This is a genomic window from Nocardia sp. NPDC003999, from assembly GCF_053604885.1.
On sequence record NZ_JBSGIB010000005.1, the window covers coordinates 280,273 to 303,126 of the forward strand.

Annotated in this window: 24 protein-coding genes and 1 pseudogene; 9 read left to right on the plus strand and 16 right to left on the minus strand. The window is 66.6% G+C overall.

Annotated elements, in window-relative coordinates; genetic code table 11:
* Window positions 1–25: 25 nt before the first annotated feature.
* Genes ACWESM_RS14220 through ACWESM_RS14235 form a run of 4 tightly spaced genes read right to left on the minus strand, consistent with a single transcriptional unit; the run spans window position 26 to window position 3,754 of the window.
* Window positions 26–1,159, minus strand: coding sequence for an ABC transporter ATP-binding protein (locus ACWESM_RS14220; protein ID WP_397279881.1), 1,134 nt, complete (start codon window positions 1,157–1,159; stop codon window positions 26–28).
* Window positions 1,160–1,168: 9 nt separating this feature from the next.
* Window positions 1,169–2,062 (minus strand): alpha/beta hydrolase family protein, encoded by an 894-nt coding sequence (locus ACWESM_RS14225; RefSeq protein ID WP_364433583.1) that lies wholly within the window; start codon window positions 2,060–2,062, stop codon window positions 1,169–1,171.
* Window positions 2,059–2,583, minus strand: a complete 525-nt coding sequence (locus tag ACWESM_RS14230; protein ID WP_364433580.1) for a YiiD C-terminal domain-containing protein — start codon at window positions 2,581–2,583, stop codon at window positions 2,059–2,061. Before ACWESM_RS14230 ends, ACWESM_RS14225 begins: the two co-directional genes overlap by 4 nt.
* A 10-nt stretch (window positions 2,584–2,593) precedes the next feature.
* Window positions 2,594–3,754, minus strand: a complete 1,161-nt coding sequence (locus tag ACWESM_RS14235; protein ID WP_355076427.1) for an acyl-CoA dehydrogenase family protein — start codon at window positions 3,752–3,754, stop codon at window positions 2,594–2,596.
* A gap of 146 nt (window positions 3,755–3,900) precedes the next feature.
* On the opposite strand from ACWESM_RS14235, the gene ACWESM_RS14240 reads away from it, so the two are divergent.
* Window positions 3,901–4,833: a PDR/VanB family oxidoreductase gene (locus ACWESM_RS14240; RefSeq protein WP_452492050.1), complete on the plus strand. Its 933-nt coding sequence runs from the start codon at window positions 3,901–3,903 to the stop codon at window positions 4,831–4,833.
* Window positions 4,834–4,915: 82 nt separating this feature from the next.
* On the plus strand, window positions 4,916–5,611 hold the full coding sequence (locus ACWESM_RS14245) for a hypothetical protein (RefSeq protein ID WP_364433571.1): 696 nt from the start codon (window positions 4,916–4,918) through the stop codon (window positions 5,609–5,611).
* A gap of 154 nt (window positions 5,612–5,765) precedes the next feature.
* On the opposite strand, the gene ACWESM_RS14250 is transcribed toward ACWESM_RS14245, so the two are convergent.
* Window positions 5,766–6,074, minus strand: a complete 309-nt coding sequence (locus ACWESM_RS14250) for a hypothetical protein (protein WP_397077594.1) — start codon at window positions 6,072–6,074, stop codon at window positions 5,766–5,768.
* Between the two features lie 424 nt (window positions 6,075–6,498).
* Here ACWESM_RS14250 and ACWESM_RS14255 point away from each other — a divergent pair, with 424 nt between their 5' ends.
* Window positions 6,499–7,458, plus strand: coding sequence for an isochorismatase family protein (locus ACWESM_RS14255; RefSeq protein ID WP_452492053.1), 960 nt, complete (start codon window positions 6,499–6,501; stop codon window positions 7,456–7,458).
* A 142-nt stretch (window positions 7,459–7,600) separates the two neighbouring features.
* Here ACWESM_RS14255 and ACWESM_RS14260 read toward each other — a convergent pair whose 3' ends face one another.
* The 3 genes from ACWESM_RS14260 to ACWESM_RS14270 all read right to left on the minus strand — a co-directional run bounded on the left by ACWESM_RS14260 (window position 7,601) and on the right by ACWESM_RS14270 (window position 10,215).
* Window positions 7,601–8,989 carry an MFS transporter gene (locus ACWESM_RS14260; RefSeq protein ID WP_452492055.1) on the minus strand — a complete coding sequence of 463 codons (1,389 nt, stop codon included), beginning with the start codon at window positions 8,987–8,989 and terminating at the stop codon, window positions 7,601–7,603.
* An 80-nt stretch (window positions 8,990–9,069) separates the two neighbouring features.
* Entirely contained in the window at window positions 9,070–9,741 is a 672-nt protein-coding gene (locus ACWESM_RS14265; protein WP_452492057.1) for an SGNH/GDSL hydrolase family protein, read from the minus strand.
* A gap of 159 nt (window positions 9,742–9,900) precedes the next feature.
* Window positions 9,901–10,215, minus strand: a complete 315-nt coding sequence (locus ACWESM_RS14270; RefSeq protein WP_355076414.1) for a hypothetical protein — start codon at window positions 10,213–10,215, stop codon at window positions 9,901–9,903.
* 936 nt (window positions 10,216–11,151) lie between these two features.
* On the opposite strand from ACWESM_RS14270, the gene ACWESM_RS14275 reads away from it, so the two are divergent.
* From ACWESM_RS14275 to ACWESM_RS14285, 3 genes are all read left to right on the plus strand, one after another.
* The gene (locus ACWESM_RS14275; RefSeq protein WP_452492060.1) at window positions 11,152–12,180 is read left to right on the plus strand and encodes a hypothetical protein; all 1,029 of its coding nucleotides are present in this window, start codon (window positions 11,152–11,154) and stop codon (window positions 12,178–12,180) included.
* Between the two features lie 10 nt (window positions 12,181–12,190).
* Window positions 12,191–12,910 (plus strand): 5-formyltetrahydrofolate cyclo-ligase, encoded by a 720-nt coding sequence (locus ACWESM_RS14280; protein ID WP_452492062.1) that lies wholly within the window; start codon window positions 12,191–12,193, stop codon window positions 12,908–12,910.
* 112 nt (window positions 12,911–13,022) lie between these two features.
* The gene (locus ACWESM_RS14285; protein WP_452492064.1) at window positions 13,023–14,153 is read left to right on the plus strand and encodes a helix-turn-helix domain-containing protein; all 1,131 of its coding nucleotides are present in this window, start codon (window positions 13,023–13,025) and stop codon (window positions 14,151–14,153) included.
* A 129-nt stretch (window positions 14,154–14,282) separates the two neighbouring features.
* Here the strand turns inward: ACWESM_RS14285 and ACWESM_RS14290 are convergent, their stop codons facing one another.
* From ACWESM_RS14290 to ACWESM_RS14310, 5 genes and pseudogenes are all read right to left on the minus strand, one after another.
* Entirely contained in the window at window positions 14,283–14,504 is a 222-nt protein-coding gene (locus ACWESM_RS14290; protein ID WP_039804574.1) for a hypothetical protein, read from the minus strand.
* 204 nt (window positions 14,505–14,708) lie between these two features.
* Window positions 14,709–15,317, minus strand: coding sequence for a hypothetical protein (locus ACWESM_RS14295; protein WP_355076409.1), 609 nt, complete (start codon window positions 15,315–15,317; stop codon window positions 14,709–14,711).
* Window positions 15,318–15,663: 346 nt separating this feature from the next.
* Window positions 15,664–16,266, minus strand: coding sequence for a hypothetical protein (locus ACWESM_RS14300; RefSeq protein ID WP_355076408.1), 603 nt, complete (start codon window positions 16,264–16,266; stop codon window positions 15,664–15,666).
* A gap of 184 nt (window positions 16,267–16,450) precedes the next feature.
* A complete protein-coding gene (locus ACWESM_RS14305) occupies window positions 16,451–16,885 on the minus strand; it encodes a VOC family protein (RefSeq protein WP_355076703.1) in 435 nt (144 codons plus the stop codon).
* A 161-nt stretch (window positions 16,886–17,046) separates the two neighbouring features.
* Window positions 17,047–17,487 (minus strand): annotated as a pseudogene (locus ACWESM_RS14310) (2-phosphosulfolactate phosphatase); the annotation flags it as partial.
* Between the two features lie 114 nt (window positions 17,488–17,601).
* On the opposite strand from ACWESM_RS14310, the gene ACWESM_RS14315 reads away from it, so the two are divergent.
* Window positions 17,602–18,429, plus strand: coding sequence for a class I SAM-dependent methyltransferase (locus ACWESM_RS14315; protein ID WP_452492066.1), 828 nt, complete (start codon window positions 17,602–17,604; stop codon window positions 18,427–18,429).
* 75 nt (window positions 18,430–18,504) lie between these two features.
* Here the strand turns inward: ACWESM_RS14315 and ACWESM_RS14320 are convergent, their stop codons facing one another.
* Entirely contained in the window at window positions 18,505–19,149 is a 645-nt protein-coding gene (locus ACWESM_RS14320; protein ID WP_452492188.1) for an alpha/beta fold hydrolase, read from the minus strand.
* Window positions 19,055–20,317, minus strand: coding sequence for a YbfB/YjiJ family MFS transporter (locus tag ACWESM_RS14325; protein WP_452492067.1), 1,263 nt, complete (start codon window positions 20,315–20,317; stop codon window positions 19,055–19,057). Before ACWESM_RS14325 ends, ACWESM_RS14320 begins: the two co-directional genes overlap by 95 nt.
* Window positions 20,318–20,400: 83 nt before the next feature.
* Here ACWESM_RS14325 and ACWESM_RS14330 point away from each other — a divergent pair, with 83 nt between their 5' ends.
* Complete coding sequence (locus ACWESM_RS14330; RefSeq protein ID WP_452492069.1) at window positions 20,401–20,982, plus strand: TetR/AcrR family transcriptional regulator; 582 nt, start codon at window positions 20,401–20,403, stop codon at window positions 20,980–20,982.
* A 127-nt stretch (window positions 20,983–21,109) separates the two neighbouring features.
* On the opposite strand, the gene ACWESM_RS14335 is transcribed toward ACWESM_RS14330, so the two are convergent.
* Entirely contained in the window at window positions 21,110–22,069 is a 960-nt protein-coding gene (locus ACWESM_RS14335) for a zinc-binding alcohol dehydrogenase family protein (protein WP_452492071.1), read from the minus strand.
* Between the two features lie 70 nt (window positions 22,070–22,139).
* Between ACWESM_RS14335 and ACWESM_RS14340 the strand changes: the two genes are divergently transcribed.
* Entirely contained in the window at window positions 22,140–22,775 is a 636-nt protein-coding gene (locus ACWESM_RS14340) for a TetR/AcrR family transcriptional regulator C-terminal domain-containing protein (RefSeq protein WP_452492073.1), read from the plus strand.
* Window positions 22,776–22,854 lie beyond the last annotated feature (79 nt).

Sequence of the window (22,854 nt, forward strand, 5' to 3'; positions counted from 1 at the left end):
CCTCATCGAGTAGGGGTGTTCGGGTTCAGGCGACGGCGACGGGTTCGCCCGCGCTGTCGACGTGGGCGTCCTGCCGCGTCTCCTGCCAGGTCAGGCGCAGCCCGGAGGTGGCATGGAACAGGTGGATGTGCTCCGCGGCGGCTCGCAGCGCGATGTTGTCGTCGACCGCGACGCCCGCGGGCCGCGGCGCTCGGGCGCACAGGACGCGATCACCGGTGGTGAAGTGGATCAGTTCCTCGCTGCCTAGGTTCTCCACCATCGTCACCCGGCCGCGGATGTCGGCGCCGGTCGGATCCAAGCGCAGCTGTTCCGGGCGGATGCCCGCGACCACTTCCAGGTCGTCGTCGAAACCCTCGACGCCGATGGCCAATTCGGTATCGATCCCATCGGCCACCACGCGCAGCGAGCCGTCGCGCTCGGTGACGACGGCGGGGAACAGGTTCATCGGCGGCGCGCCGAGGAATCCGGCGACGAAAGTCGAACGCGGACGGTCGTAGAGCTCGGTCGGTGTGCCGACCTGCTCCACCCGACCCTCGTTGAGCAGCGCGATCCGATCGGCCATGGTCATCGCCTCGACCTGGTCATGGGTCACGTACAGGAACGTCGCGCCCAGCCGCTGATGCAGCCCGATCAATTCGGCGCGCGTCGCGCTGCGCAGCTTCGCGTCCAGGTTCGACAGCGGCTCATCCATCAGGAACGCGCCGGGATCGCGCACCATGGCGCGCGCCAGGGCCACGCGTTGCCGCTGCCCGCCCGACAGCGCGGACGGCCTGCGGCGCAGCAGCTCGGTCAGCCCGAGCACCCCGGCGACCTCCGACACCCGCTCGGCGATCCTCGCGCGCGGTGTGCGCCGGGCGCGCAACGGGAATCCGATGTTCTTGGCGACGGTCAGGTGCGGGTAGAGCGCGTAACTCTGGAACACCATGGCCAAGTCCCGCTGTTGCGGCGCGTGATGGGTGATGTCCTTGTCGTCCAGCAGGATTCGCCCGTCGGACGGATCCTCCAGACCGGCGATCATGCGCAGCAGCGTGGATTTGCCGCAGCCGCTCGGGCCGAGCAGCACCATGAACTCGCCGTCGGCGATGTCGAGGCTCACCTCGCGCACCGCGTTGGCGGCGCCGAATCGCTTCGACACCGCTTCGATTCGCAGTCGTGCCACCGTCGCCCCTCAGCCCGGCAGCTCGCCCGCGACGATCCAGGTCGCCACCCGGGCCGCGATCGCGGGGGAGTCCTTGATCCACAGGAAGTGGTCGCGATTGGCCACCGGGGCGTTCTCGTCGATGTGCCAGTGGGTCACGCGGGCGTTCGGCATCCGGGAGACCAGGAAGTCGACGTTGGACTTCGGGCCGAGCACGTCGTCGGACAGCGAGATCGCCAGCACCGGCGCGGTCAGGTTCCGCAGCAGGGTGTTGTACCGGCGCTTGCTGCCCTTGGGGCGGTAGTAGCTGGTCAGCGAGTGCATCGACCAGTCACGCATGACGCCGCCCGGCATCGGGGCCGGGATGAGCACACCGCCGGGCCAGTGACCCTTCCACCGCGAGACCAGGCCGATCCACTGGATCTGGCTCAGCGCCTCCCACCAGCGGCGCGCGCCGAAGGCCCACCAGAAGACCGTGCCGGTGCCGATGACGGTGACGCCCGCGATCCGCTCCGGCTCGGCCGCGGTGAACAGCAACGCGAGCTGCCCGCCCAGGCTGTGCCCGAACAGGTGGATCGGCGCCTCGGGGAACCGCGCCCGCACCGCCGCGACGAGGGCGGGCAGGTCGGTCTCGATCATCTCGCGGTAGCCGAAATCGCGGTGCAGCCCGAGTCCGGGCTCGGCCTCGCCGTGCGCCCGCAGGTCGGTCAACGCCACCGAAAGACCTTGCGAATGCAGCTCTTTCGCGAGAAACAGATAGTTCTTCGCCTTCATCGCCATGGCGGGCAGGATCAGCACGACCGGTGCACCCGGCTTCTTCGACTCCAGGAAGCGGACGGTGAAGGTGACCCCGTCTCCGGTCGGCACCGTGGCCGATTCCAGGGTGGTGAACTCCGAACGGTTCTGCGGCGCCGCGGTGGTCATCGCTCGTCCTCCGCGAGGGTGATGTCGCAGACGTAGTCGAAGGTGAACTTCGCGACGACGACGTCGCCGTCATCGAGCAGGGCCGCCTTGCCGGACAGCTCGAAGCGCTGCGCGGCCGTCGCCGCGAGCACGTCGGCGAGTTCGCGCTGGTCGACGGTCGCGATGGCGCGGATGCGGCCGACGGCGGGTTTGCGGTAGGACGCGCTGCCGCCGCGCAGCACCAGCCGCTCGACGGTGCGCAGGCGGGTGGCCGCCGCGCCGACGAACGCGGCCGCTCCGCCGATGTCGGCGGCGGTGAACAGCGCCCCGGCGTGCACGGTGCCCATGTGGTTGCGGACCGAGCCGACGGCGGGGATTTCGACGACGGCGCGTTCCGGGCCGATCTCGGTGATCAGCGTGCCGACGTGGCGGCCGAACGGAACCATCTCCTGCGACACCGCCCGCAGGTACTCGTAATCGACGGCGTCGCAGTCGAGTTCGGGATAGGCCGCCGCGAAACCGGCGATCTCACGCGTGGTCATGACGTCTCCTTCAGCGTTTGGTGCGCAGGGCGCGGCGAGCGATGGACCAGCGCAGGACCTCCGAGGGTCCTTCGTAGATGCGGAAAGCCCTGGCCTCGACCAGGAATCGAGCGACGAGGTGGTCTTCGCAGACACCGAGCCCGCCGTGCAACTGGACCGCCCGGTCGAGCACCCGCCAGACCGCCTCGGAGACGAACGTCTTGGCGATCGACGCCTCGTGCCGCGCCTGCGAGGAGGTCGGCCCCTGCGCGTCGATGGTCTCGGCGGCGGTGCGGATCACGCCGCGCGCGGCGGCGATGTCGATCTCGTTGTCCGCGACGAGGCCTTGGGCCATGCCGTGCTCGGCGATCGGGACCCCGAACGACGTGCGCGTGCCGATGTGCTCGATGGTCAGCTGGTGCGCCCGCACCGCGAGCCCGAGCCAGTTCATACAGAACACCAGCCGCGAGGGCGCGAGCCGGACCTGCGCGAGCGCCAGCCCCTGGCCGACCTGGCCCAGCACGGCGGAATCGGGCACCTCGCAGTCGTCGAAGGTCACCTCGCAGTGGCCGCCGGGCGCGCTGGTGTGGTCGAGCGTCGGCATCCGGCGACCCACCCGCAATCCGGGGTTGTCCTGGTCGACCAGGAACATGGTCGGGCCGTCACCCGTGCGCGCCACGCAGATGGTGAACGCCGCCCCCTGCGCGCCCGTGGTGAAATGCTTGGCGCCGTTGATGACCCAGCCGGACTCGGTCTCCTCGGCGACGGTCCGCAGCATCCCGGGGTCGGATCCGGCGCCGGGGGCGGGTTCGGTCATCGCGATCGCGGAACGGACGTCGCCCGCGGCCAGCGGCGCGAGGTAGCGCTGCTGCTGCTCCTCGTTCGCGACGTGCGCGAGCAGGTGGATGTTGCCGTCGTCGGGCGCCCACGCGTTCACCGCGATCGGGCCGAGCAGGCTCGCCCCCGCGGCTTCGAGCACCTGCGCCTGGGCTCGGGTGTCCAGGCCGAGGCCGCCGTATCGCGGATCCGACAGCGGTCCGAAGACGCCGGCCTCCTTGGCCTTCTTCTGCAGCTCGAGCCGCAGCGCGTCGTCCATCACCCGCCCGTCCACGACGACCTCGCGTTCCACCGGAACGACCTGGTCCCGAATGAACTGGGTGGTCTTGTCCACCAATTGCGCCACAGTGGTCATGGCGTCAGTCTCGGCGCGCCGCGTGTGCGGGCGAGGGGGCGATAGTCAACGTCGATTGCGCGAATCGACTGCCCATTCGTCCGGTGCGTGGGCGGCACATCTCGGCGACGGTGATCGCGGAGACGTTGCCGGGCTAGGGGACGGATATGACTGACACAGCGGTGCGAGTATGGCGCCGCCGCGACGAGGCCGCGGGCGTGTTCGCGCTCGACCTGGCCCCGGTCGACGGCGGCGAACTGCCGTCGTGGACACCGGGCGCCCACATCGATGTCGCGGTCGGCGCGGCGGGCGTGCGGCAGTACTCACTGTGCGGCGACCCGGCCGACCGGGCGCGCTGGCGCATCGCGGTGCTGCACGAACCGGACGGGCGCGGCGGCTCGGCCTATCTGCACCGCGCCGCGCAACCCGGCTCGGTGCTGCGAGTGTCCGCGCCGCGCAACAACTTCGAACTCGTGAGCGGCGACAGCTATGTCTTCCTCGCCGGAGGCATCGGGATCACGCCGATCCTGCCCATGGTCGCCGCCGCGGAAGCCTCGGGTGCTCGCTGGTCGCTGTACTACGGCGGCCGCACCCGAGGACACATGGCGTTCGCCGACGCCATCGCCGAGCGTTATCCGCTGGCGAACTTGCTGCCGCAGGACGAGCACGGCCTGCTGCCGCTGCGCGAGATCTTCGCCGATCTCTCCGACACCCCCGTGTACTGCTGCGGACCCGAGCCGCTGCTGGCGGCGGCGGAGGCCGAAGGCGCGCGCGCCGGGGTGCCGGTGCACGTGGAGCGCTTCGTGCCGCGGCAGTTGGAGTTCGCCCCGAACGAGCCGTTCGAGGTGCGCCTGGCGGCCAGCGGCAAGACCTTCCGGATCGGGGCGAACCAATCCATCGCCGACGTCTTGGAATCCGCCGGAATCGGCATCGTCACCTCGTGCCGCGAAGGCACCTGCGGCAGCTGCGAGACCGCGGTGTTGTCCGGCGACATCGAGCATCGGGACGAGCTGCTCACCGACGAGGAACGGGCGCGCGGCGACACCATGATGCTGTGCGTCTCGCGAGCCAAATCGGGCCCGCTCGTCCTCGACCTCTGACCTGCCCGCCGCGTCCGCGGTCGGCATGCGGCGCGCTCGTCGCGACCGCTTCCTGTGAGAAACCGAGAGGAAAGAACCAAGGATGAGGAAAATCGTTGCGGTGGCCGCTGGTCTGGTCGCCGCAGTCGGGATCGCCGCCGGCTCGGCCGGTGCGCAGCCCGGCAGCGAGGACGCCGTCGACTTCACCGCCTACGCCACCGACACCCAGTCCATCGTCACGACCGATGCCGGTTCCATGGTCGTCGAGGACGGGCTGTTCAAGATCAAGGCCGCCAACGGCGCCGTGCTCACCGGCATGCCGCTGAAGTTCCGGGTCGATGACTTCGAGTTCCCGATCGTGGCCGACATCGCCGATCGCACCGCGACGCTGACCCCGCAGTTCGACATGGCGCACGCGGCCTACAAGCCGGTCGCCCTGCCGTTCGAGGACAAGGCCCCGTGGAAGAACGAATACGACCGTGAGCAGGCCGCCTGGTCCCGCATGACCAGCACCATCACCATGGGCGCCACCCTCGGCACCCTGATCGGCGGCATCGGCGGCGGCGCCGTGGGCTGCGTGCTCGGCGGCATCGCCGGCGCGACCGTCGCCTCGGCGGCGATCGTCGGCCTGTTCGGCGCGTTCATCCCGGCCGCGGCCATCGGCTGCCTCGGCGGCATCATCGCGATCGGCGCCCTGGGCACCATCGCGGGCCAGATCCTGGTCACCGCCCCGGTGGCGATCGGCGCCGCCATCCAGTACTTCTCCACTATCAACCAGCCTCCCGTCCAGGCGAAGTAGATAGCGGCGAAGAACCCGACGTCTCGTTCGTTGGGGGACACCCGACCCCGTCCGGCTGCACCGCCGGGCGGGGTCTTTTCCGTTCGGTGGGGATCCGATCAGGGTGCGTCCCGAATCCGCCGCGGCGCACCGGCGCGGAGACGCCACCGGGGGTTCACCTCGGTGTGGCGCACGGACTCGGAAGCGCCGACCCGGTGGCCAGATCGCAGACGCCACTGGTGAATATCTGCAAGGGCGCGGTGACCAAGAGCACGAGAATCCCGATGACGTCGCCACGCTGGAGGAAGTACACGGCCGATTGGGCCGCCGCCGCCCCGGAATCCACCGCCGACGAGCCGGTTCCGGCCGCGACAGCGGTCGCCGGGGCGGAGCTGATCGGTTCGGCCGTCGCACCGGCCGCGGTGACGACGAGGGTCGCCGCCGCGACCGAGGCGGCGGCGAGGCGAAGGGGGGTACGCATCATTGCGCTCCTATGTTGAAGAATATTGGTTCACATAGTAGCTAGGGTGTGCACTGTTGTACGCGAGATCGCGGAGCAAGTTACGCTGCCTGCGGGCGATATCTTGCTGTGGACTCGCCGCTTTGGCTTCGGGATAGGTACTTTCACCTGCGTATTTCATGCGCGGAAGTCCATAAGGTGACAGGGGGAAGTCCTCCGGCCGCATCGCATCCGTTGAGTGGCGGTGGGCTCATGGTGTATGAATGCTGCATCACTTATTGTGGCGGTTCCGCGTGCTCGTCGGGCTCGTCAGAGTGAGCGCGAACCAGCGGAACCCGCGCCGAGCTACTGAGCGGCTGGGGCGGGGCGCGAGTGTCCCCATGAAGTTCGTCGAGCTCGGCGAGGAGTTTCAGTTGAGACGGCCGGGTCGTTCGTCGAGGATGGCGTGATGTCGGGTGTGAAGTTCGTGCGGCGGGTGGACGGGTTGACCTATGAGTTCGCCCGCGAGGGGGAGATGCATGGATTCCCGTCGTACAAGCGTGTCGACCTCGACATCTGGTGCCGGCGATTGCCCGGCTTCGGATGGGTGGTGTGCTCGGAGTCGGGTGAGGTGTCCAGCCGCCCGTTCGACGACGCGGGGCGAGGCGACCTGCCGCCCGAGGGCGTGTGGGTGAGCCGGAAGGGCGACCGTTCGTATGTGTACGACCTGATTCGCGACGACGGCGACGCCACACCGACGCTCCCGACGCACGACTGGCATATCGAGGCCCGTGAGTACGCTCGCCACGAATCCCGCCGCGGACGCCGGTTCGCGTATCCGGACCTCGATCCCGAGCGCACCGCCTTGGCCGTGATCGACATGGTGCCGCTCCACGTCTCCGGCAATGCCTACTGCCGCGCGATCGTGCCCAACATCAACCGCCTGGCCGACGCGTTGCGGACAGCGGGCGGAACCGTCGCGTGGGTGGTGCCCGCGAGTGGGGAACCGGCCGAGCGAGCGAGCGAGTTCTTCGGCCCGAAGATCGCCGAAACCTACAGCGACGCGGGGACTTCCGGACTGCTACCCACTCGACTGTGGCCCGATCTGGCCACCCACGACGATGACCTGTTCGTCGACAAATCCGGGTTCAGCGCCTTCTTCCCTGGTCGTTGCGTCCTGCCGCAACTACTCGAACAGCGACACATAGATACCGTCCTGATCACGGGAACCGTCACCAACGTGTGCTGCGAGTCCTCGGCGCGCGACGCCGCCACCCTCGACTTCCGAGTGATCATGGTCGCCGACGCCAACGCCGCCCGCCGCGACCGCGACCACAACGCCACACTCCACACCATCTACAGATCATTCGGCGACGTTCGTCCGGCCTCGGATGTGCTCACCATGCTCGACATCGCGACCCAGATCTGATGGATTGTCATGGCCCGCCGACATACGCTCGACAGTGGCGCGGCGCCAATGTTTTCGCTGGTGGAGGTACGGGCCATCGATCTGCCCGGACGTCGCTATAGCTGGACCACTTCGTCCGCAGCCCCCGACCGTGTCCTCGCATTCACACCTGGACCGTCGGCCGCTTCGGAAGAAGGAAGACGACAACGCCCGCTACGACAGCGATGACGAACGTCCCGAAGGACGCGACCGCGAAGGCGTGGCCTGCGGCGGCGACCCTGCCGACTTCGGCCGGGTGGAACGAGCTGAAGTAGACCGCTCCGATGACGGCGACGCCGAGCGCTCCGCCACACTGCTGGGCCGTGGACAAGGCCCCTGACGCGACACCGGCCGACTCGGGCCGGACACGGCTCAGCACCGTGTTGAGCGCCTGCGTAATAACCAGTCCGCCACCGACACTCTGCAGAATCAGGGTGGGGATCACGAGCAGCGGAGTGATCCTAGGGCCGGACACCAGCAAGAGACCGGTCGCCAGGTAACCGGTCGCCAGTATGATCGCCCCGACCTCGAGGACGCGTCGTCCATACTTCGGAACCATCCGGCTCGCTACCATGCTGAACACGAAAAACGTTATGGCGGCGGGCGTGTAGACCAGACCCGCGCCGAGCGCCGACATGTCGAGGCCTTGCTGCATCGTTACCGACAAGGCCAGATAATACGAGTAGATCAGCGCATACAGGGCGAGCACGAGAACGATCCCGAGCGAGAACGAGCGCTGTCCGAACAATTTCAGCAGTACCAGCGGATCCCCGCCGCGCCGTTCCAGGCGCCGCTCGATCGCGACGAACAGGCCGAACGCGACCGCGCTGCCCGCGAAACAAGCCCAGACCCACCCCGGCCAACCCGCCTCCTGCCCCTGGATGAGCGGCAGCACCAAGAGGAACAATGCCGTGCTGAGCACCAGGACGCCGGACATGTCCAGCTTGCGGTCGGCGGCCGAGCCTGTCTCCGGCACGAATCGTACGGAGAGCAGGAGCATGACGACTCCGATCGGCGCGTTCACCCAGAACACCAGGCGCCAGCCGGAGTCGAACAGGTTTGCGCCGATCAGCAGTCCGCCGATGACCTGTCCGCCGATGGTGGCCATGCCCATGACGATGCCGAGCGCGCCGTAGACGCTGTGCCGCCTCGCCGCGGGCACCAGCACCGTGACGTACGCGAACACCTGGGGAACCATGAGGGCGGCTCCCAGACCCTGGACGACACGCGCGGCGATCAGGCTGCCCGCGTTCGGTGACAGCGCGCAAGCGACCGACGACAGCGTGAACAGGACCACCCCGAGAAGGAAGATCCGCTTGCGGCCGTACATGTCGGCCAGGCGCGTAGCGGTGATGATGAAGACCGCGTAACTCAGCTGATAGCCCGCCAGCACCCACTGGACATCGCCGTCGGACGCGTGCAGGTCCGCCGCGATCGAGGGGTCGGCGACCACGACGATGAACGAGTCGAGAACCGCCATGAACAGGGCGGTCAGAAGAATCGATACCGTCATCCACGGAATCGCGTCCGCTTCCGCGACTGCTACCGGCCGGCTGGCTGCTTGTTGACTACTTGCCACGATGAGAGACCTCTTCATTTGTCGGTGCCAAAGGATTCGGCCAGCTTCTTGACCATCTCGGCCGCCATGACGGCCTGACCCGAGGTCGAGAAGTGGATTCCGTCCGCGCTGAGCAGGTTGTCGCGGTCGTTGATCGGGTGGTCCCACATGTCCACCACGAGGGCGCCGTATTCCGCAGCCAGCCCCCGCACGATCTCGTTGACCGTGGCGATCCGCTCCGGCCAGTCCGGGAAGGCCGGGACGACATACGCCCTGCCGAGCGTGAAAGTGGTCAGCAGGGCCCCGGTTCCCTTCGCCAGGTCGTACATCTGCCGCAGCGTTCGCTCTATCTCACCGAAATTTGGCCTGCGCCGCACGATGTCGTTGGCCCCGCAGGGCAGGTGGAGCAGGTCCGGGGAGAACTCGAGCATGCGGGCCGCCTGCTTCTCGAGCGTCTGGGCGGTTGTCGCCCCGTTCTCGGAGACGTTGAGGTAATCCAGATCCGGCCGGACGGACCGCAAGACACCCGCAACTCGGTCCGACCAGCCCTGATCTCGGTAGCCCAGGGTGGGCTCGCCGGTTCCCGCCGAAAGACTGTCGCCGACAACGGCATACCTGCCCCACGGGGCTCCGGCCAGCAAGGCCACGGCGTCCGCCTGGTCCAGGCAGAACGGGTCGGTCTCCTCGGTGAAGACATTGTGCTCCATGCAGGAGAATATACGGTCGACCGTATGTTTTCATCAAGTCGTCGTCGTACCGGCGCGCGGTCACGGTTGCAGATACAAGCGCTCGTTCGGCAGGCGCGGATAGGACGCTTGTGCTCCTTCCGGAGAGGAGCGCAGCGTACGAGAGGCGGTCAGTTCCGTTCAGATACCGCCGACGTGCTGGCCGATGAGCGCGGGTATCAGCAGATCCAGCAAGGTGATCTCGTCAGCGGCTGAGGTGTTCTCGATGATCGGATCGAGCACCGCGGCGGCATACAGCCTCCCGGTGTGGGGCGCTGCGGCGGTGCGGGCGCTGGTGATCAGGACATAGATCACCTTCGCCATCACATGGGCGCGGGCGGCCTCGGTCATCCCGTCGCGTACCGCATCCGCGGTGGTGGTCACCAGCGTGCCGATCACCTCGGTGAGTACATCGAGTTCGGCGGCGGAGCGCTCGGCCTCCTGATCGCCGCTCACCGGGAGAGCCGCGGTGGTCGATCCGGCACGAGAACCCCACTTGCGGCGCTGATGTCGTCAGGCATGTGCCACCCCACCCGCTGACGCCGCCGCGTGTGCTCAGCAGCGCATCCCCGTATCGCTTCGACCACGATCCGGCCGGTGGGCCGGTAGGCGTCGCACGGCGAGTGCACCCATGCTCGGAACAGGCCGGGACGCTGACCGGGACCGGGCAACGCGATGGTTCCACCGCTCACAATGGACACACTGAACCGCGACATCTCCGCGAACAACCGAATGTCCTCGGGCAGGTCGGGCCCGGTCAAAAATGTCCAGCGCTGGGACCGAGGATGCGTCAACACCGGCCCAGCCCGGTGACCAGCGCGGTGCATCCAAGCTTTGACTTCCGAACCGATGAACGCGGGCATCATCAACCCGCGCACCCGACCTACCCGCAAGATGATCCGCCCTAGATGGGGCGGGTCCACCTCGGCGGGCAAGTCACACACCTGGCGGTAGAAATGGCACACCGCCAACGGTGTGTCCCCGGCTCGATTCGGTACGGGCACAAGCGTCTCCCCTCGCTCGAACGATTGGTGTGCACCCGACGCCGAGGTCGAACCGCCGCTGCCTATCGGCAGTCGGCGGGCCGGGATCAAACCGGCGGCACCCGGCGTCGGGGCTGTCCCCAAGCGTTGTTGACCGCGAACGTGTTTGGAACCGGGCGACTGCTACGGAGCCGCTACGCTCATGTCCACAAGGACCGGTGTGTGCACGATTGGACGGATGCGATGATCGTGACCAGGTGGACGGGTGTCGAGGTGCGCCTTCTGCGTACCGAAGCGCTCCGTCGCACACAAAAGGAGTTCGCGGCAATCTCCGGCTTCTCTGGCTGCCGTTTGCAAGTGGGAACGTCGCGGACCGACTATCACCCTTGCCAGTGAGTTCGCTGCGGGTATGGATACGTTATTGCAACGGCTCGATGACCGGCAGCGTGCACGCTTTCAGTCCGCACTCGCCAACGTGAGAGATGGATCTCGTCCTGGGACGCCTGGGGGCGATGACGGCGGTCGAGTCCAGCGCAGTGTCCAACGAGTCGATGCGGCGACGATCGACCGAATTCGGAGTCACGTATGCGATCTCAATGCATCCTATGAGATGGAACCGTCGACATCTCTTCTCGGGCAGGCTGGACAGTATCTTGGCCAAGTGCGCTTTTTGCAGAAGCATGCGGAGAATGAGCTGATCAGGAGCAAGTTGCTTGCCGTCGAGGCAAAGGCTGCAACACTGATGAGTCGACTGGTTTGGGATGCTTCGCAGCGGCGAGACAACTCGACGGCGAACTACTATATCGATCAATCGATCTCGGCCGCACGGGCGTTGGGTGATCCGGTAGCTGAAGGGCATGCACTCCTACGAAAGATATACGTTTCGCTCTACGGAGAAAAGAATCCAGATTCCGCTTTGAGTTCGACTGTTCGTCTACTGGCCACAGTGCAGAGCGTCAGTCGAGAGTTGGTGTTCGTAGCGCTGCTCCATCAAGCCGAAGCATTCGCGATGATGGGTAGACAGTTCGAGTGCGAGAAGGCGTTGCGTGACGCTGACAGTCTGCGTGGAAGACTTACTGATGGCGAGATTGTCATGGGAGTAGATGCCGAGTTGGAATACAATCGGCTCGCTGGGTCATGCTATCTCTTTCTTGGGCAGGATAAGCGTGCTCAGGCAATCTTGGCGGAGGTGTCGGGGAGAACTGGCGGAAAGACTGATGCGATCGTCATGGGTAATCTGAGCCTGGCTCAAATCCGGCAGCACAGATTCGAAGAAGGCGCGCTCGTTCTGAACAAAGCGATTGATACAGTGGAGCAAACACGTGGCGGCGCAGGGCTGAACATTGTATTCAATGTGTGTCGCGAGGCACGGTCTTACCGCAACGTTGCGGCTTTGCGGGACGTATACGACCGCGTTCTCGAGTTGATGGCGCGATAGGAGACGCGAAGTGAGTATTGACCGTCAGAAGCAGGAGATTCGCGAAGGCATATGGGACACACTGGAGAATGAGAAGGTCACGCGCCCGGGTGCGCCGCGTCGTATCCCGGCATTCGCGGGTGCTGAGGTCGCAGCTGAGCGGTTGGCCGGGCTGAGCCAGTGGAAGCGCGCTCGGGTTGTCAAGACAGTTCCGGACACCGCGCAATTGCCGGTCAGGGTCCGCGCCCTCGCGGAAGGAAAGATCGTCTATATGGCGGTTCCGCGCTTGGCCGCGCCGAAGCCCTTCTATCTTCTGGATCCTGCTGCGTTGGCCGAGCCACCCGAACGCGCTGCCCGAAAGGACGTTGCGGCCGCGATCGGACGAAACGTCGAAGTGAACGAGATAGCTCCGGTCGACATGGTTGTCATTGGAAGCGTTGCAGTCAACCGCAATGGTGCTCGATTGGGCAAGGGCGCAGGGTATTCGGACATTGAGCTCGCGCTCCTCCAAGAGGGCGGAAGAATCGGTCCGGACACGGTGATCGCGACAACCGTCCACCGACTCCAGGTGGTCGACGAGCCGCTACCAGAGGGGAGGCACGACTTTCGCGTTGACTTGATCGTCACGCCGGAGGATGTGATCTGGTGCGATGAGCGCCGTCGACCGGCAGGGATTGTCTGGGATTCGTTGACGTCGGAGAAGATCGCGGCGATACCGGCTCTCGCTGCTCGCCAGTTGACTACCGACTGAGCACGGGAGGAAGCACGCGCAGCGGGGAGTCCTGAACAAAGAACCGTCAGCTTGACTCGCGCCTTCGCGCGTGGTGCTACTCCTCTACGTCGAACCACGAGATGATCGGCCTATGGGTGTAGGCGAGTTGATCCGTGAACTTCGGAAGGCACGGGGATGGTCGCGGGGCCGGCTGTCCGACGAATTGGCGGCTCACTCGGGGTCGAGTATTTCCCGGCAGTACATCTCGAGGCGTTGGGAGAACGCTGACACGGTACCCAGCCGGTTCTGGCTGCGCCATCTGTCGGCGGTGCTGGACGTGCCTTTAGCTGTGTTCGAGGACGAAGGCCTGAACAGACGGCATCTTCTGGCTCAGGTGGCGGCGACCAGCGTCGCGCCGATAGTGGCGTCCGATCTGCTGGCTGCCGGTTTCTCGGCGCGGCTGGACCATGCCGGGCCGAGCATCGAGGCGTGGCAGGAGAAGCTCAGCGTTTACAGCACCGACTACATGTCACTCGGTGCGTCGGATATTCAGCGGCGTTTGGCCGTTGACTTGGCGATCCTGCAACAGCAGTTGGACAGTCCGCAGATGTGGGGAGCTGCAGCCCGGCTCATGACGCTGTACGCGAAAACTTTTCCAGGGTCGGACGGCACGAAGGCGGTCACCTGGTATCGAATGGCCGCCCAAGCCGCAGACCGCTCCGAGGATGAGCAGACCCGCGTGTGGGTGCGGGGGCGTGCGGCCATCGCCCTCGGCTACGAGGGTGCGGCGTTGGGAGTCGCCGATCTTTTCGCCGACCAGGCGCTGGCGTTGTCGGACAAGCCGAGCTTGGGTCGGCTCAATGCGATCATGGGCAAGGCACATGCGGCAGTGTTGCGAGGCGATGGCGAGACGGGGCGCGCTCTCGTCGAAGAGGGACGCCGGGTGTTCGACAAATCGGGGTCCTACGAGCAGACCTCCGACTACGCCGTTCCGTGGTGGCGCATGAACGTGTTCCTGTCCCTGCTCGCCGCGCGCCTCGGCGATGAGAAATTCGCGGTCGCCGCACAAGAGCAGGCCCGAAGGGAACTTCCGGCCGAGTTGCCGCGCTTCGCAACGCATCTGGAGATGCATCGCGGTCTGATGCTGGTCAGAGCGGGTGATCGAGCCGAAGGAATTCGGGCCGCACGCAGCGCGATGGATGCCCTTCCGCCCGAGAAACACTCCCTGACCCTGCGGATGCTGATGGACGAGATCGCCGGGTCGAGCAATGATCCAGTCTGAACCTACGCACAGGGAGCGCTCCGCGTGCTCTCGACGTGTCGCCTCCCGTTCGTAGATTGCATTGATGAAGCGGCACTTTCGGGAGAATCCGAAAGTGCCGCCTCAACTGACAACCGTGGTCGTGAGTGCCTACGAGCAGTCGACCTGGTTTGTCCGACCGTACTTATCGCTCAGGATGTATCCTGCGCCGTTGCCTCGTTCGCCTTCGATCTTCCACTGCTGGCCGTGGATATCGACTTTCTGGCCGTAGTGATACCCGTGGCCGCATACCGCATCACGCCATACGTCGGCCTGGGCTGGTCCGGCGATCACGACGGAGCCGATGCCTACCGCGACGGCGACGATGCCCATGCGAAATACTGATTTCATTACCCCCACCTCGAATGCGTTGTCGGAACTTGATCTTCGACGGCCGCGAGTCCCAACATAGCACAGCCGAACGCAATGCCGCATCAGCGTTGGTCGTGGCCTCCGCGTGTATCCGCTCTATCGTCCGTGGCCCGCGGTGAGGGGGTGGCCGCGTCCATCATTCGGAGGTGGGGCGATGGGCTGGCGTCACCGCCGCCGTCGAGGTGTCGACGTGCTTGCGCCGTATTGACCCACCAGCGCGATACCGACTCCGATCATGAAGACCACGAATCCGTTTGTGGCATCGTTCATGTGCCCCGGTGTGTGCTGGGCAATCGCGATTCCGGCGATCGCCCAGCCGATCACTCCGATTGTCGTGCCGATCCAGATCAGGACCCTGCTCCACAGAGGTGCCCCCGACAGATCCCCGGGGGCCGGAGAATCGTAGGTGGTGTTATGGATGTCGTCTCCAGCGGTCATGCCGTCCCCGCCGGTGACGATCCGGCTGCCGTGAGTGGCGGTGTTGATGATGGTCGGGCCGTTCATCCGGTCGAGTCTGTCTCGGAGTTCGGCGAGCTCGCGGGCGAATTCCGCGTCGGCGGCTGCCGCGCGTTCGATCTCATCGGCGAGTTGGCGGCGTGCCGCCATGCTGGCCGGGTTTCGGTCCAGGTCGTCGAGCGCGCGCCGTCCCAGCCTGCGTGTGACCGCGCCGGTGAGCGCGGTCAGTCCTTGATCCAGCGATCGGTCGACCAACCGTCCACCGGCTGCCCCCAGCGCCGCGGCCACATATGCGGCGACGACCATTCCATCGATCATGTCAGTCTCCTCCACAGCCGCCCCGGCAGCATAACCATCTTATCGAACGAGCCACCGGCGTTGTTTCACACATTCCGACTGAAAATTCATCTCACTGATTTCTGGTACGACCCTCGAGGTAGCGGTCTGCGTGCCAGGAGTTGGCACGATCGCGCGACGTGGATATTGAAAGCCCATAACCGCAGCATGTTTTCATTCGACGAGCGGAAGAGGCCTTGATCCAGCTGTTTTCCAGTAAACCGCCGCACATCCGACAAGCTCTGAATTCTCCTGCGGATCTCACTAGTCGGGGTGACGACCTGGCTGTACCACCGCAAGGCGACCGAGCGGGCGAACTGCTTCCGACCTACCGGCGGCGTCGAGGTGTCGACGTTCTCGCGCCGAGCTCGGCGAAGGTCATGAGGACACCGCCGATGAGGAAGAACGGCAGCAAGTTGAACTGCCCCGACACCGACGCGCCTCGAGACATGCCGATCAGGCCACCGACGAAGCCGATACCGACGAACACCAAGCCGATCCACAACAGTGCCTTCGTCCAGACCGGAGCTCGGGACAGATCCTCATCCGACGCGATGTCGTATGTGGTGTTGTGAATGCTGCCACCAGCCGTGATGCCTTTGCTGCCGGTGACGATCCGGCTGCCGTGGGTCGCGGTGTTGATCACGGTTCCGCCGTTCAGCCTGCCGAGCGTGGCTTGCAGGGCGGCGAGTTCGCGGGCGAATTCCGTGTCGGCGGCTGCCGCGCGTTCGATCTCGGCGGCGAGTTGGCGGCGTGCTGCCATGCTGTGCGGGTTCTGGTCGAGGTCATCTAGTGCGCGTCGTCCGAGCCCGCGTGTGACCACACCGGTGAGCGCGGTCAATCCTTGATCCACCGATCGGTCCACGGGCCGTCCGCCCGTTGCCCCCAGTGCCACAGCCAGGTGAGTGGCAACGGCCATTCCGTCGATCATGTCAGCTTCCTCCGCGGCCGCCCCGGCAACATAATCGTCTCATCGAACGAACCACCTGTGGTGTTTCAAAATTCCGCGCCCAAAGTCGTTCGTAAGCAAAGCTGATGCGCTTGGGTGCCTTGCCAAAGCGTGGAGAATGCAACAGCGGCGAAGCTGGAGGCGGGTAGTACCGGGATCGCGTCTCTCAGTCGAGACAGAACTCGTTGCCCTCGATGTCTTGCATCACGATGCACGACTCGTTGTGGTCATCGGCGGAAAGTAGCCGCACGCGTATCGCGCCGAGGGCGATAAGTCGTGCGCACTCGGCTTCGAGTGTGGCGAGGCGCTGTTCACCCACGAGGCCGGTGCCGACCCGCACATCGAGATGCACTCGATTCTTGACGACCTTCCCTTCGGGAACGCGCTGGAAGTACAGCCGAGGGCCCACTCCCGAGGGATCGACGCAGGCGAACGACGAACCCTGAAGCTGAGGCGGCCGCGAGCGATCGAAATCCTCCCACGTAGCGAACCCCTCTGGCGGCGGCGGTACAACGTAGCCCAACACCTCGCACCAGAAGCGAGCGACGCGCTCGGGTTCTGCGCAGTCGAAGGTGACTTGGACCTGCTTGACCGATGCCATCGGTCCACCATAAGGGCGTATCCCTTGTCCACGCCTTCCATCAGCTGCCTCGCGGCGGTCGAGTGCAGGGCTCGTTTTGTGAACGGACGCGGATCGACGTCGTCGGCCGTGAGCAACGCGGCGATGTATTGCGCGCACGCCGAATCTTCCTCGGCGCTTCCGTTGTCTCCGGTGATCACGAAGACGACGTGCTCGGGTGCCAGCTTCCGCAGGTGTCTCGCGGTCGCCTGCGCGACAACGAAACTCGCGCACAGAACCACGTCGGCGTCGGCGACGCCCAGCGCGCCCGCGGTACCCGCGGTGGTCTTCATCACCAGGGTGCGGCGTCGCAGATCCTGTGTGCTGAGCTGTCGGGGCGAGTTCGACAGATCGAACCCCGGCGCCGGTGCGCCGTCACGCACAGCGAGCCAATCCGGGTGGCGCGCCTTCAGTTCCAATGCCGCGTCGTCGGTGTCGGCGAAGACGATCCGGTCGGCGGAACCCGCAAGGGCGTACGCCGCTGTGGTGAACGCGCGCATCACATCGATGACGACAGCTACTCGGGGCACGGCACTCAACTGCGCCACGCCGGTGAAAGTGAAACGCACGCACACATCGTGCATGAGAAGGATCGGTCACCGACGTGAGCGCGCGTTGGCCAGGAACGACGTAACGCGTCATCGGCTGCCGGTAAACCGGTGGCGACGGGGTGGGCGAGCCTCGTAGCTTGTCCGTTCGTGACCGACGATCGGAAGACGGACCCGAATCGACACGACCTCGGCCGAGTGTTCAACGAGGTGCCGCAGCTCTATGACCGAGTCCGGCCGGGATACCCTGACGAGCTGTTCGCGGATTTCTGCGACATCACCGGCGTGACCGAAAGGTCGGCGGTGCTGGAGGTGGGCTGCGGTACCGGTCAGGCGACGCGCTCGCTGGCAGCGCTCGGCTGCTCGGTGACCGCGATCGAGCCGGGCCAGGACATGGCCGCGTTCGCTCGGCGGCGGATCGCTGGTTTGCACAACATCGAAGTCGAGACGTCGACGTTCGAGGAGTGGGACGACCGTGGCCGACGCTTCGACGTCCTCGTGGCCGCGTCGTCGTGGCATTGGGTGGACCCGTCGATCGGCTGGCGGCGAGCCCACGACGTGCTCTGTCCCGGAGGCTGGATGGCGCTGCTCGGCAACGTCGTCGTCCGCAGGCCGGGCGAGCCGGAGGTCTACGCCGAGACCGCCGATCTGCACGAGCGGTTCTGCCCCGGCAACCCCGGCTGGGGTCATCCGCCACTGGAGGATGACGTGCGCGCCACCGGCGAGGGTTGGGGCCTGGTGGAGGATCCGGGAGCATTGTTCGGCCCGACGATCGTGCGTTGGTACCCAACCGTTCAGTGGTTCGACGGGGACGGCTTCGCCGATCTCCTTCGCTCGACGTCGCTGTATCGCAGGCTTGCCCGCGACGTCCGTGAGCCCCTGCTCGATGCCGTCGCCGAGCGCGTCCGTACACGGATGGGCGACCGGGCGTCACGCCGTTATCTGAGTGTCCTGCGTGTCGGACAGCGCCTCGAGTGAGGTCGAGGACCGATCGGGGGCGGTCCGGCCGGGGATGGCGCAATGCCGAGGCCGACTTATTGGATCGCTTGGACGTCAGTGCGATTCGGCGACGTCGAGCAGTATGCGCAGCAGATCTTCGGGAGCGTCGCGCATCAGGTTGTGTCCGCCGTCGAGCGCGTGAGTCGTCCACCCGGCGTCGTCCCGCAATCGCTGGTAGGTGGCGGTGAACGGTGAGGGTGTTTCCCATCCCGCCGCGTAGACGTAATCCCTGCGCCGGATATGGCCGAGATCCCCGGTGAGCGTCAGTGGTTGGAGAACCGACGCGAGCGGGTGCGCTGTGGCTCGCGGATCGAAGAAGGGCAGCGGGCGGACCGCGTCGCCGGTGTCGACCACATCGAGGTACCACCGCCGTTCTTCGTCGGAAACCAGTGTGAAGCAAGAGTCCCCGTGCCCGGGAACCACGGCGTCGAGGTACACCAGTGCGCCCACCCGGGCCTTCGCGCGATCGGCGGCGCCGGTGATCACCATGCCGCCGTAGCTGTGTCCCACCAGGACGGCGTCGGTGATGTTCTCGGCCGCCAGCGCGGCGGTGACGTCCTGGATGTGAGTGTCCAGATTCACGCCGTGGCGCAGATGAACGCGCTCACCGACTCCGGTGAGGGTCAGCGGCAGCACGCGATGGCCGCGCGTACGCAGCTGCTCGGTGAGCTGCTCGAAGCACCAGCCGCCGTGGCACATGCCGGGAATCAGGACGAAATTCGTCATTGTCGTTCTCCTTCTGGTCGGGGGAGTGAGGGGGTGGGATGGCGGCGCTACCTGACGCGGCGATGCATGCGATCGCTGTGCAGGCGAGTGCGGCGTCGGTGGACGTGTGATCCGCGACGATCCCGGCGATCCAAGGTCCTGCGGTCTGCCCGACGGCGAACACCGTCGTGAAGGCTGCCAGCGTCGCGGTCCAATCCACCGGTACGGTGTTGTTCTTGACCAAGGCCGTGACCGCGGCGGGGACACTCATGAAGGTTGCCCCGTAGACGACTGTGGAGGCGAGCAGGACAGGTGGTGCGGGAGTCGCCAAAGCCAGTGCCGCGCCTGCGCCCAAGACCGCGAGCAGGACGCACAATGCCCTGCTTCCCGGCCAGCGGCTGATCGGGCGGCTCCACAGAACAGGTGCCGCGACGACGGCGAGTCCCATCGCGGTCCAGGCCGACATCACCTCGAGCGTCGAGGCGTGCCGATCGACCAGGTACGCCGACAGGAAGGTGATGTAGGTGATGTATCCACCCGCGAACAGCAGATACGCGAGCGCTGTCGGCCACAGTGGCCGCAAGTGCGCGTGTCCGGCGACTTTCGGAGCCGGTGAGTCGACGCGGGTGGCGGTCCAACTCGCCAGGGCCGCAAGGCCTGCGGCGATACCCAGGCCGACCCACGCCATCCGCCAGTGATCCCCCGCCAGCGGCACGGTTGTGCCGCTGAGCACGATGCCGACCCCGGTGCCCGCGAAGTAGACGGCGATGGGCGTGCCGGATGACGCGTGCGTGGCGATATGCGAGGCGATGACGCCGCCGGTGATGAAGACGACCGCACCCGCCGCCCCGGCCACGGCCCTGGTCGCGAGCAGGAAGAGATGGTCGTTGCCGACGGCGGTGGACGTCAACGCCGTTGCGGTCAGCGTCATCCCGGTGCGGAACGCGGCTGCCGTGCCAAGGCGGCGAACCACTGGGGGTGTCGCCACGGCGCCGACGAGATAGCCCAGTCCGTTTGCGGTGCTGAGCATTCCGGCATCGGCCAGGTTCCAGCCGAGGTCGCTTCGCATGGCGGGTAACAGCAAGCCGTATGCGAACCGTGCGAATCCCAGTGCCGACGCGGTGCCGAGGGCGAGGCGCGCGGCTTGCCATATCGGGGTCATGAACGCGGGCCTTTCCAAGGTCGAACCGATCGGTACGACCTTGGATGCTAGCAGGTGATCGAACCAGCCGTTACCATCTATGTATGCCCGTGGCCAAAGGCTCGACGATAGACCCGGCGCGCACCCGCGCCGCCATCCTCGAAGCGGCGGAACCGCTGCTGTACGAGCGCGGCCTCGACGGAATCGGTGTAGCCGAACTGTGCGCGCGGCTCGGGGTGTCCAAGGAGACCTTGTATCGCCACTTCGGCACCAAAGACGGGCTCGTGCGAGCGATGCTGGAGTCGCGCAGTGAAAAGGTGGGTGGGTGGCTGGCGAGTGCGGTGGAGTCGGCCGGCGACGACCCCGCCGAGCAGTTGGCCGCGGTCTTCGACGCGCTCGGCGAGTGGTACGCACAACCGGCCTTTCGCGGCTGCGCCATGGTGAACGCGTCGGCCCAGCACTACGACGACGAGGTGCGGACCATCACCGCGCGGCACCTGCAGCGCTATCTCGACCTCTTCACCGGCATCGCCGCCCGCGCCGGAGCAGAAAGTCCCGCCGTGCTGGGCCGTCAGCTGCTCATGCTGGTGGAGGGCGCGACCGTCGTCGCGGCGATGCATGATCCGGCCGGTGTCGGCGGGCATGCTCGCGCGGCCGCGGTGGCCCTGCTCACCGCGGCTACCTGACCGAGCCCTGTTCTCGGCCTATAGCCGAAGACCGCAAGGCATTCCCGCAGTCGAGCGACATCCCGGCGGCCAACCGCGACATCGAAGCCGTATCTGCCCGTTTCCTCCCTTCTCGCGCCGGGTCCGGTCAGTCCGGGACGACGACGGCGCGGGTGCGCCCTTGATGCGCCCAGGCCTCGGCGACGCGGCTGAGTGGGTAGTCGGTGTACGGCGCGTCGAAGGTGCCGTCGGCGAATCTGGCGAGGACCTCGGGCAGCTCGGCGATCATCGCGGCCTTCGAAACCGAGCCCGCGCCGCTGCCGCTGATCCGGATCCGCCTGCTGCGCAACAGAGCCGCGGGCAACGCCGCCTCGGCTCCGGCGAGCGAGCCGATCTGCACGTAGTCGATCGCCGTGCCGTCGTCGTCCATGCCGCCCTTCGCCAGTGCGGCGAAGGTGGCCTCGGCGACGGGACCCCACACGAAGTCGAGCACCAGCGTGGGCTGCGCCTCGGCGACAACGGCGGCGAAGGTGGCCGCCCCGGCGTCGGGTGTGGCGGCCGCGAGCGGAACGGTGACGGCGCCGAGGCCTCGCAGTCGTTCCAGCGCCTCGTGATCGCGCCCGGCCGCGATGACCTGTTTCGCGCCGAGAGACATCGCCGCTCGCACGGCCAGGCTGCCGGACATGCCGGTGGCCCCGAGTACCAGCACGGTGCCGAGTTCGCCTGTCTCCTTGCGGTGGGTGGTCAGGGGCATCCAGCCCGACAAGGCGGGGTTCACGCCGGCGGCGGTCGCGAGCGGATCGGCCCCGGCGGGCAGCTCCACCTCGAACGGGGTGACCAGCCATTCGGCCATCGTTCCCCACGGCGACCGGGCGAGGCCCGTGTAGACCAGCCGCCCGTCGTCGGTCCTGGCCACGGCGTCGACGCCCGGCACGAGGGGGTAGGCATGGTCGCTGCCGTAATGCCGGCCGGATGCCAGCCCGCGGACGATGTGGTGCAGGCCCGCGCCGACGAGTCTCAGCGGCGCCCGGCCCGGCCGCTGTTCCGGGTCGGGGAAGTCCGCGCAGACCGGTGTCGCTCCTGCGGTGTCGACGACTGCAGCACGCATGACAAGCTCCTTAACTAAGTTAGATCAATCGCATCACCCACCTTTCCTGAACTTTGTTAAGGTGTCAACCGTGGCAAAGGGCATCACCCGGGAACGGATCGTGGCGGCGGCACTCGAACTGCTCGACGAGAAGGGCATGGATGCGCTCACCGTCCGTGCGCTCGCTTCCCGGCTCCAGGTGAAGGCCCCAGCGCTGTATTGGCACGTCCGTGACAAGCAGGAACTGCTCGACGAGATGAGCACGTTCGTGATGCGCCGCGTCACCGACGCCCTCTCGGCGATCGCTTCCGGCGCCGACTGGCGCGACGACGTCGCCGCCTACGGCCGCGTCTTGCGCGCGGAATACCTGCGCCACCGGGACGGCGCGCGCATCTTCAGCGGCACGCGCTTCTCCGACCCCGAAGTGGTGCGGGCGAAGGAATCCTGGCTCGCGCGCTTGACCGCGGCTGGGTTCGCACTGGCGGAGGCGGACGATGCGCTCGACCTGGTCACCGCGTACGTCGTCGGCTTCGTTATCGAGGAACAGGAGCGCAGCCAGTCGGCCGACGTCGACCCGGCGCGGTACTCGCTCGCCGAACGTGATGAGTGGCTGGGTGAAGGCGCCGAACTGGTCAAGGCCGCCGGGCACCTCCGCGACGACGGTGACAGCAGGTTCGAACGGCAACTCGGCGTCGTCCTCGACGGGCTCGCGGCCCGACTGCGCTGACGGCCCCGGCCGGATCGCCACGCCGTGGCGGTAGGCGTGGACGCTGTCGCCGGACGCCGATTCGTGCTATCGAGAATCC

Coding starts and splice junctions, on each gene's coding strand:
- ACWESM_RS14265 (WP_452492057.1), bottom strand. CDS start 9,741: ATGGAGCACAATGTCTTCACCGAGGAGACCGACCCGTTCTGCCTGGAC.
- ACWESM_RS14250 (WP_397077594.1), bottom strand. CDS start 6,074: ATGATGCGTACCCCCCTTCGCCTCGCCGCCGCCTCGGTCGCGGCGGCG.
- ACWESM_RS14320 (WP_452492188.1), bottom strand. CDS start 19,149: ATGTGCCACGGCGGCTGGTGCTTCGAGCAGCTCACCGAGCAGCTGCGT.
- ACWESM_RS14285 (WP_452492064.1), top strand. CDS start 13,023: ATGGGTGTAGGCGAGTTGATCCGTGAACTTCGGAAGGCACGGGGATGG.
- ACWESM_RS14325 (WP_452492067.1), bottom strand. CDS start 20,317: ATGACCCCGATATGGCAAGCCGCGCGCCTCGCCCTCGGCACCGCGTCG.
- ACWESM_RS14260 (WP_452492055.1), bottom strand. CDS start 8,989: ATGACGGTATCGATTCTTCTGACCGCCCTGTTCATGGCGGTTCTCGAC.
- ACWESM_RS14305 (WP_355076703.1), bottom strand. CDS start 16,885: ATGGCATCGGTCAAGCAGGTCCAAGTCACCTTCGACTGCGCAGAACCC.
- ACWESM_RS14330 (WP_452492069.1), top strand. CDS start 20,401: ATGCCCGTGGCCAAAGGCTCGACGATAGACCCGGCGCGCACCCGCGCC.
- ACWESM_RS14225 (WP_364433583.1), bottom strand. CDS start 2,062: ATGACCACCGCGGCGCCGCAGAACCGTTCGGAGTTCACCACCCTGGAA.
- ACWESM_RS14290 (WP_039804574.1), bottom strand. CDS start 14,504: ATGGGCATCGTCGCCGTCGCGGTAGGCATCGGCTCCGTCGTGATCGCC.
- ACWESM_RS14245 (WP_364433571.1), top strand. CDS start 4,916: ATGAGGAAAATCGTTGCGGTGGCCGCTGGTCTGGTCGCCGCAGTCGGG.
- ACWESM_RS14295 (WP_355076409.1), bottom strand. CDS start 15,317: ATGATCGATGGAATGGTCGTCGCCGCATATGTGGCCGCGGCGCTGGGG.
- ACWESM_RS14300 (WP_355076408.1), bottom strand. CDS start 16,266: ATGATCGACGGAATGGCCGTTGCCACTCACCTGGCTGTGGCACTGGGG.
- ACWESM_RS14235 (WP_355076427.1), bottom strand. CDS start 3,754: ATGACCACTGTGGCGCAATTGGTGGACAAGACCACCCAGTTCATTCGG.
- ACWESM_RS14230 (WP_364433580.1), bottom strand. CDS start 2,583: ATGACCACGCGTGAGATCGCCGGTTTCGCGGCGGCCTATCCCGAACTC.
- ACWESM_RS14335 (WP_452492071.1), bottom strand. CDS start 22,069: ATGCGTGCTGCAGTCGTCGACACCGCAGGAGCGACACCGGTCTGCGCG.
- ACWESM_RS14240 (WP_452492050.1), top strand. CDS start 3,901: ATGACTGACACAGCGGTGCGAGTATGGCGCCGCCGCGACGAGGCCGCG.
- ACWESM_RS14275 (WP_452492060.1), top strand. CDS start 11,152: ATGGATACGTTATTGCAACGGCTCGATGACCGGCAGCGTGCACGCTTT.
- ACWESM_RS14255 (WP_452492053.1), top strand. CDS start 6,499: ATGTCGGGTGTGAAGTTCGTGCGGCGGGTGGACGGGTTGACCTATGAG.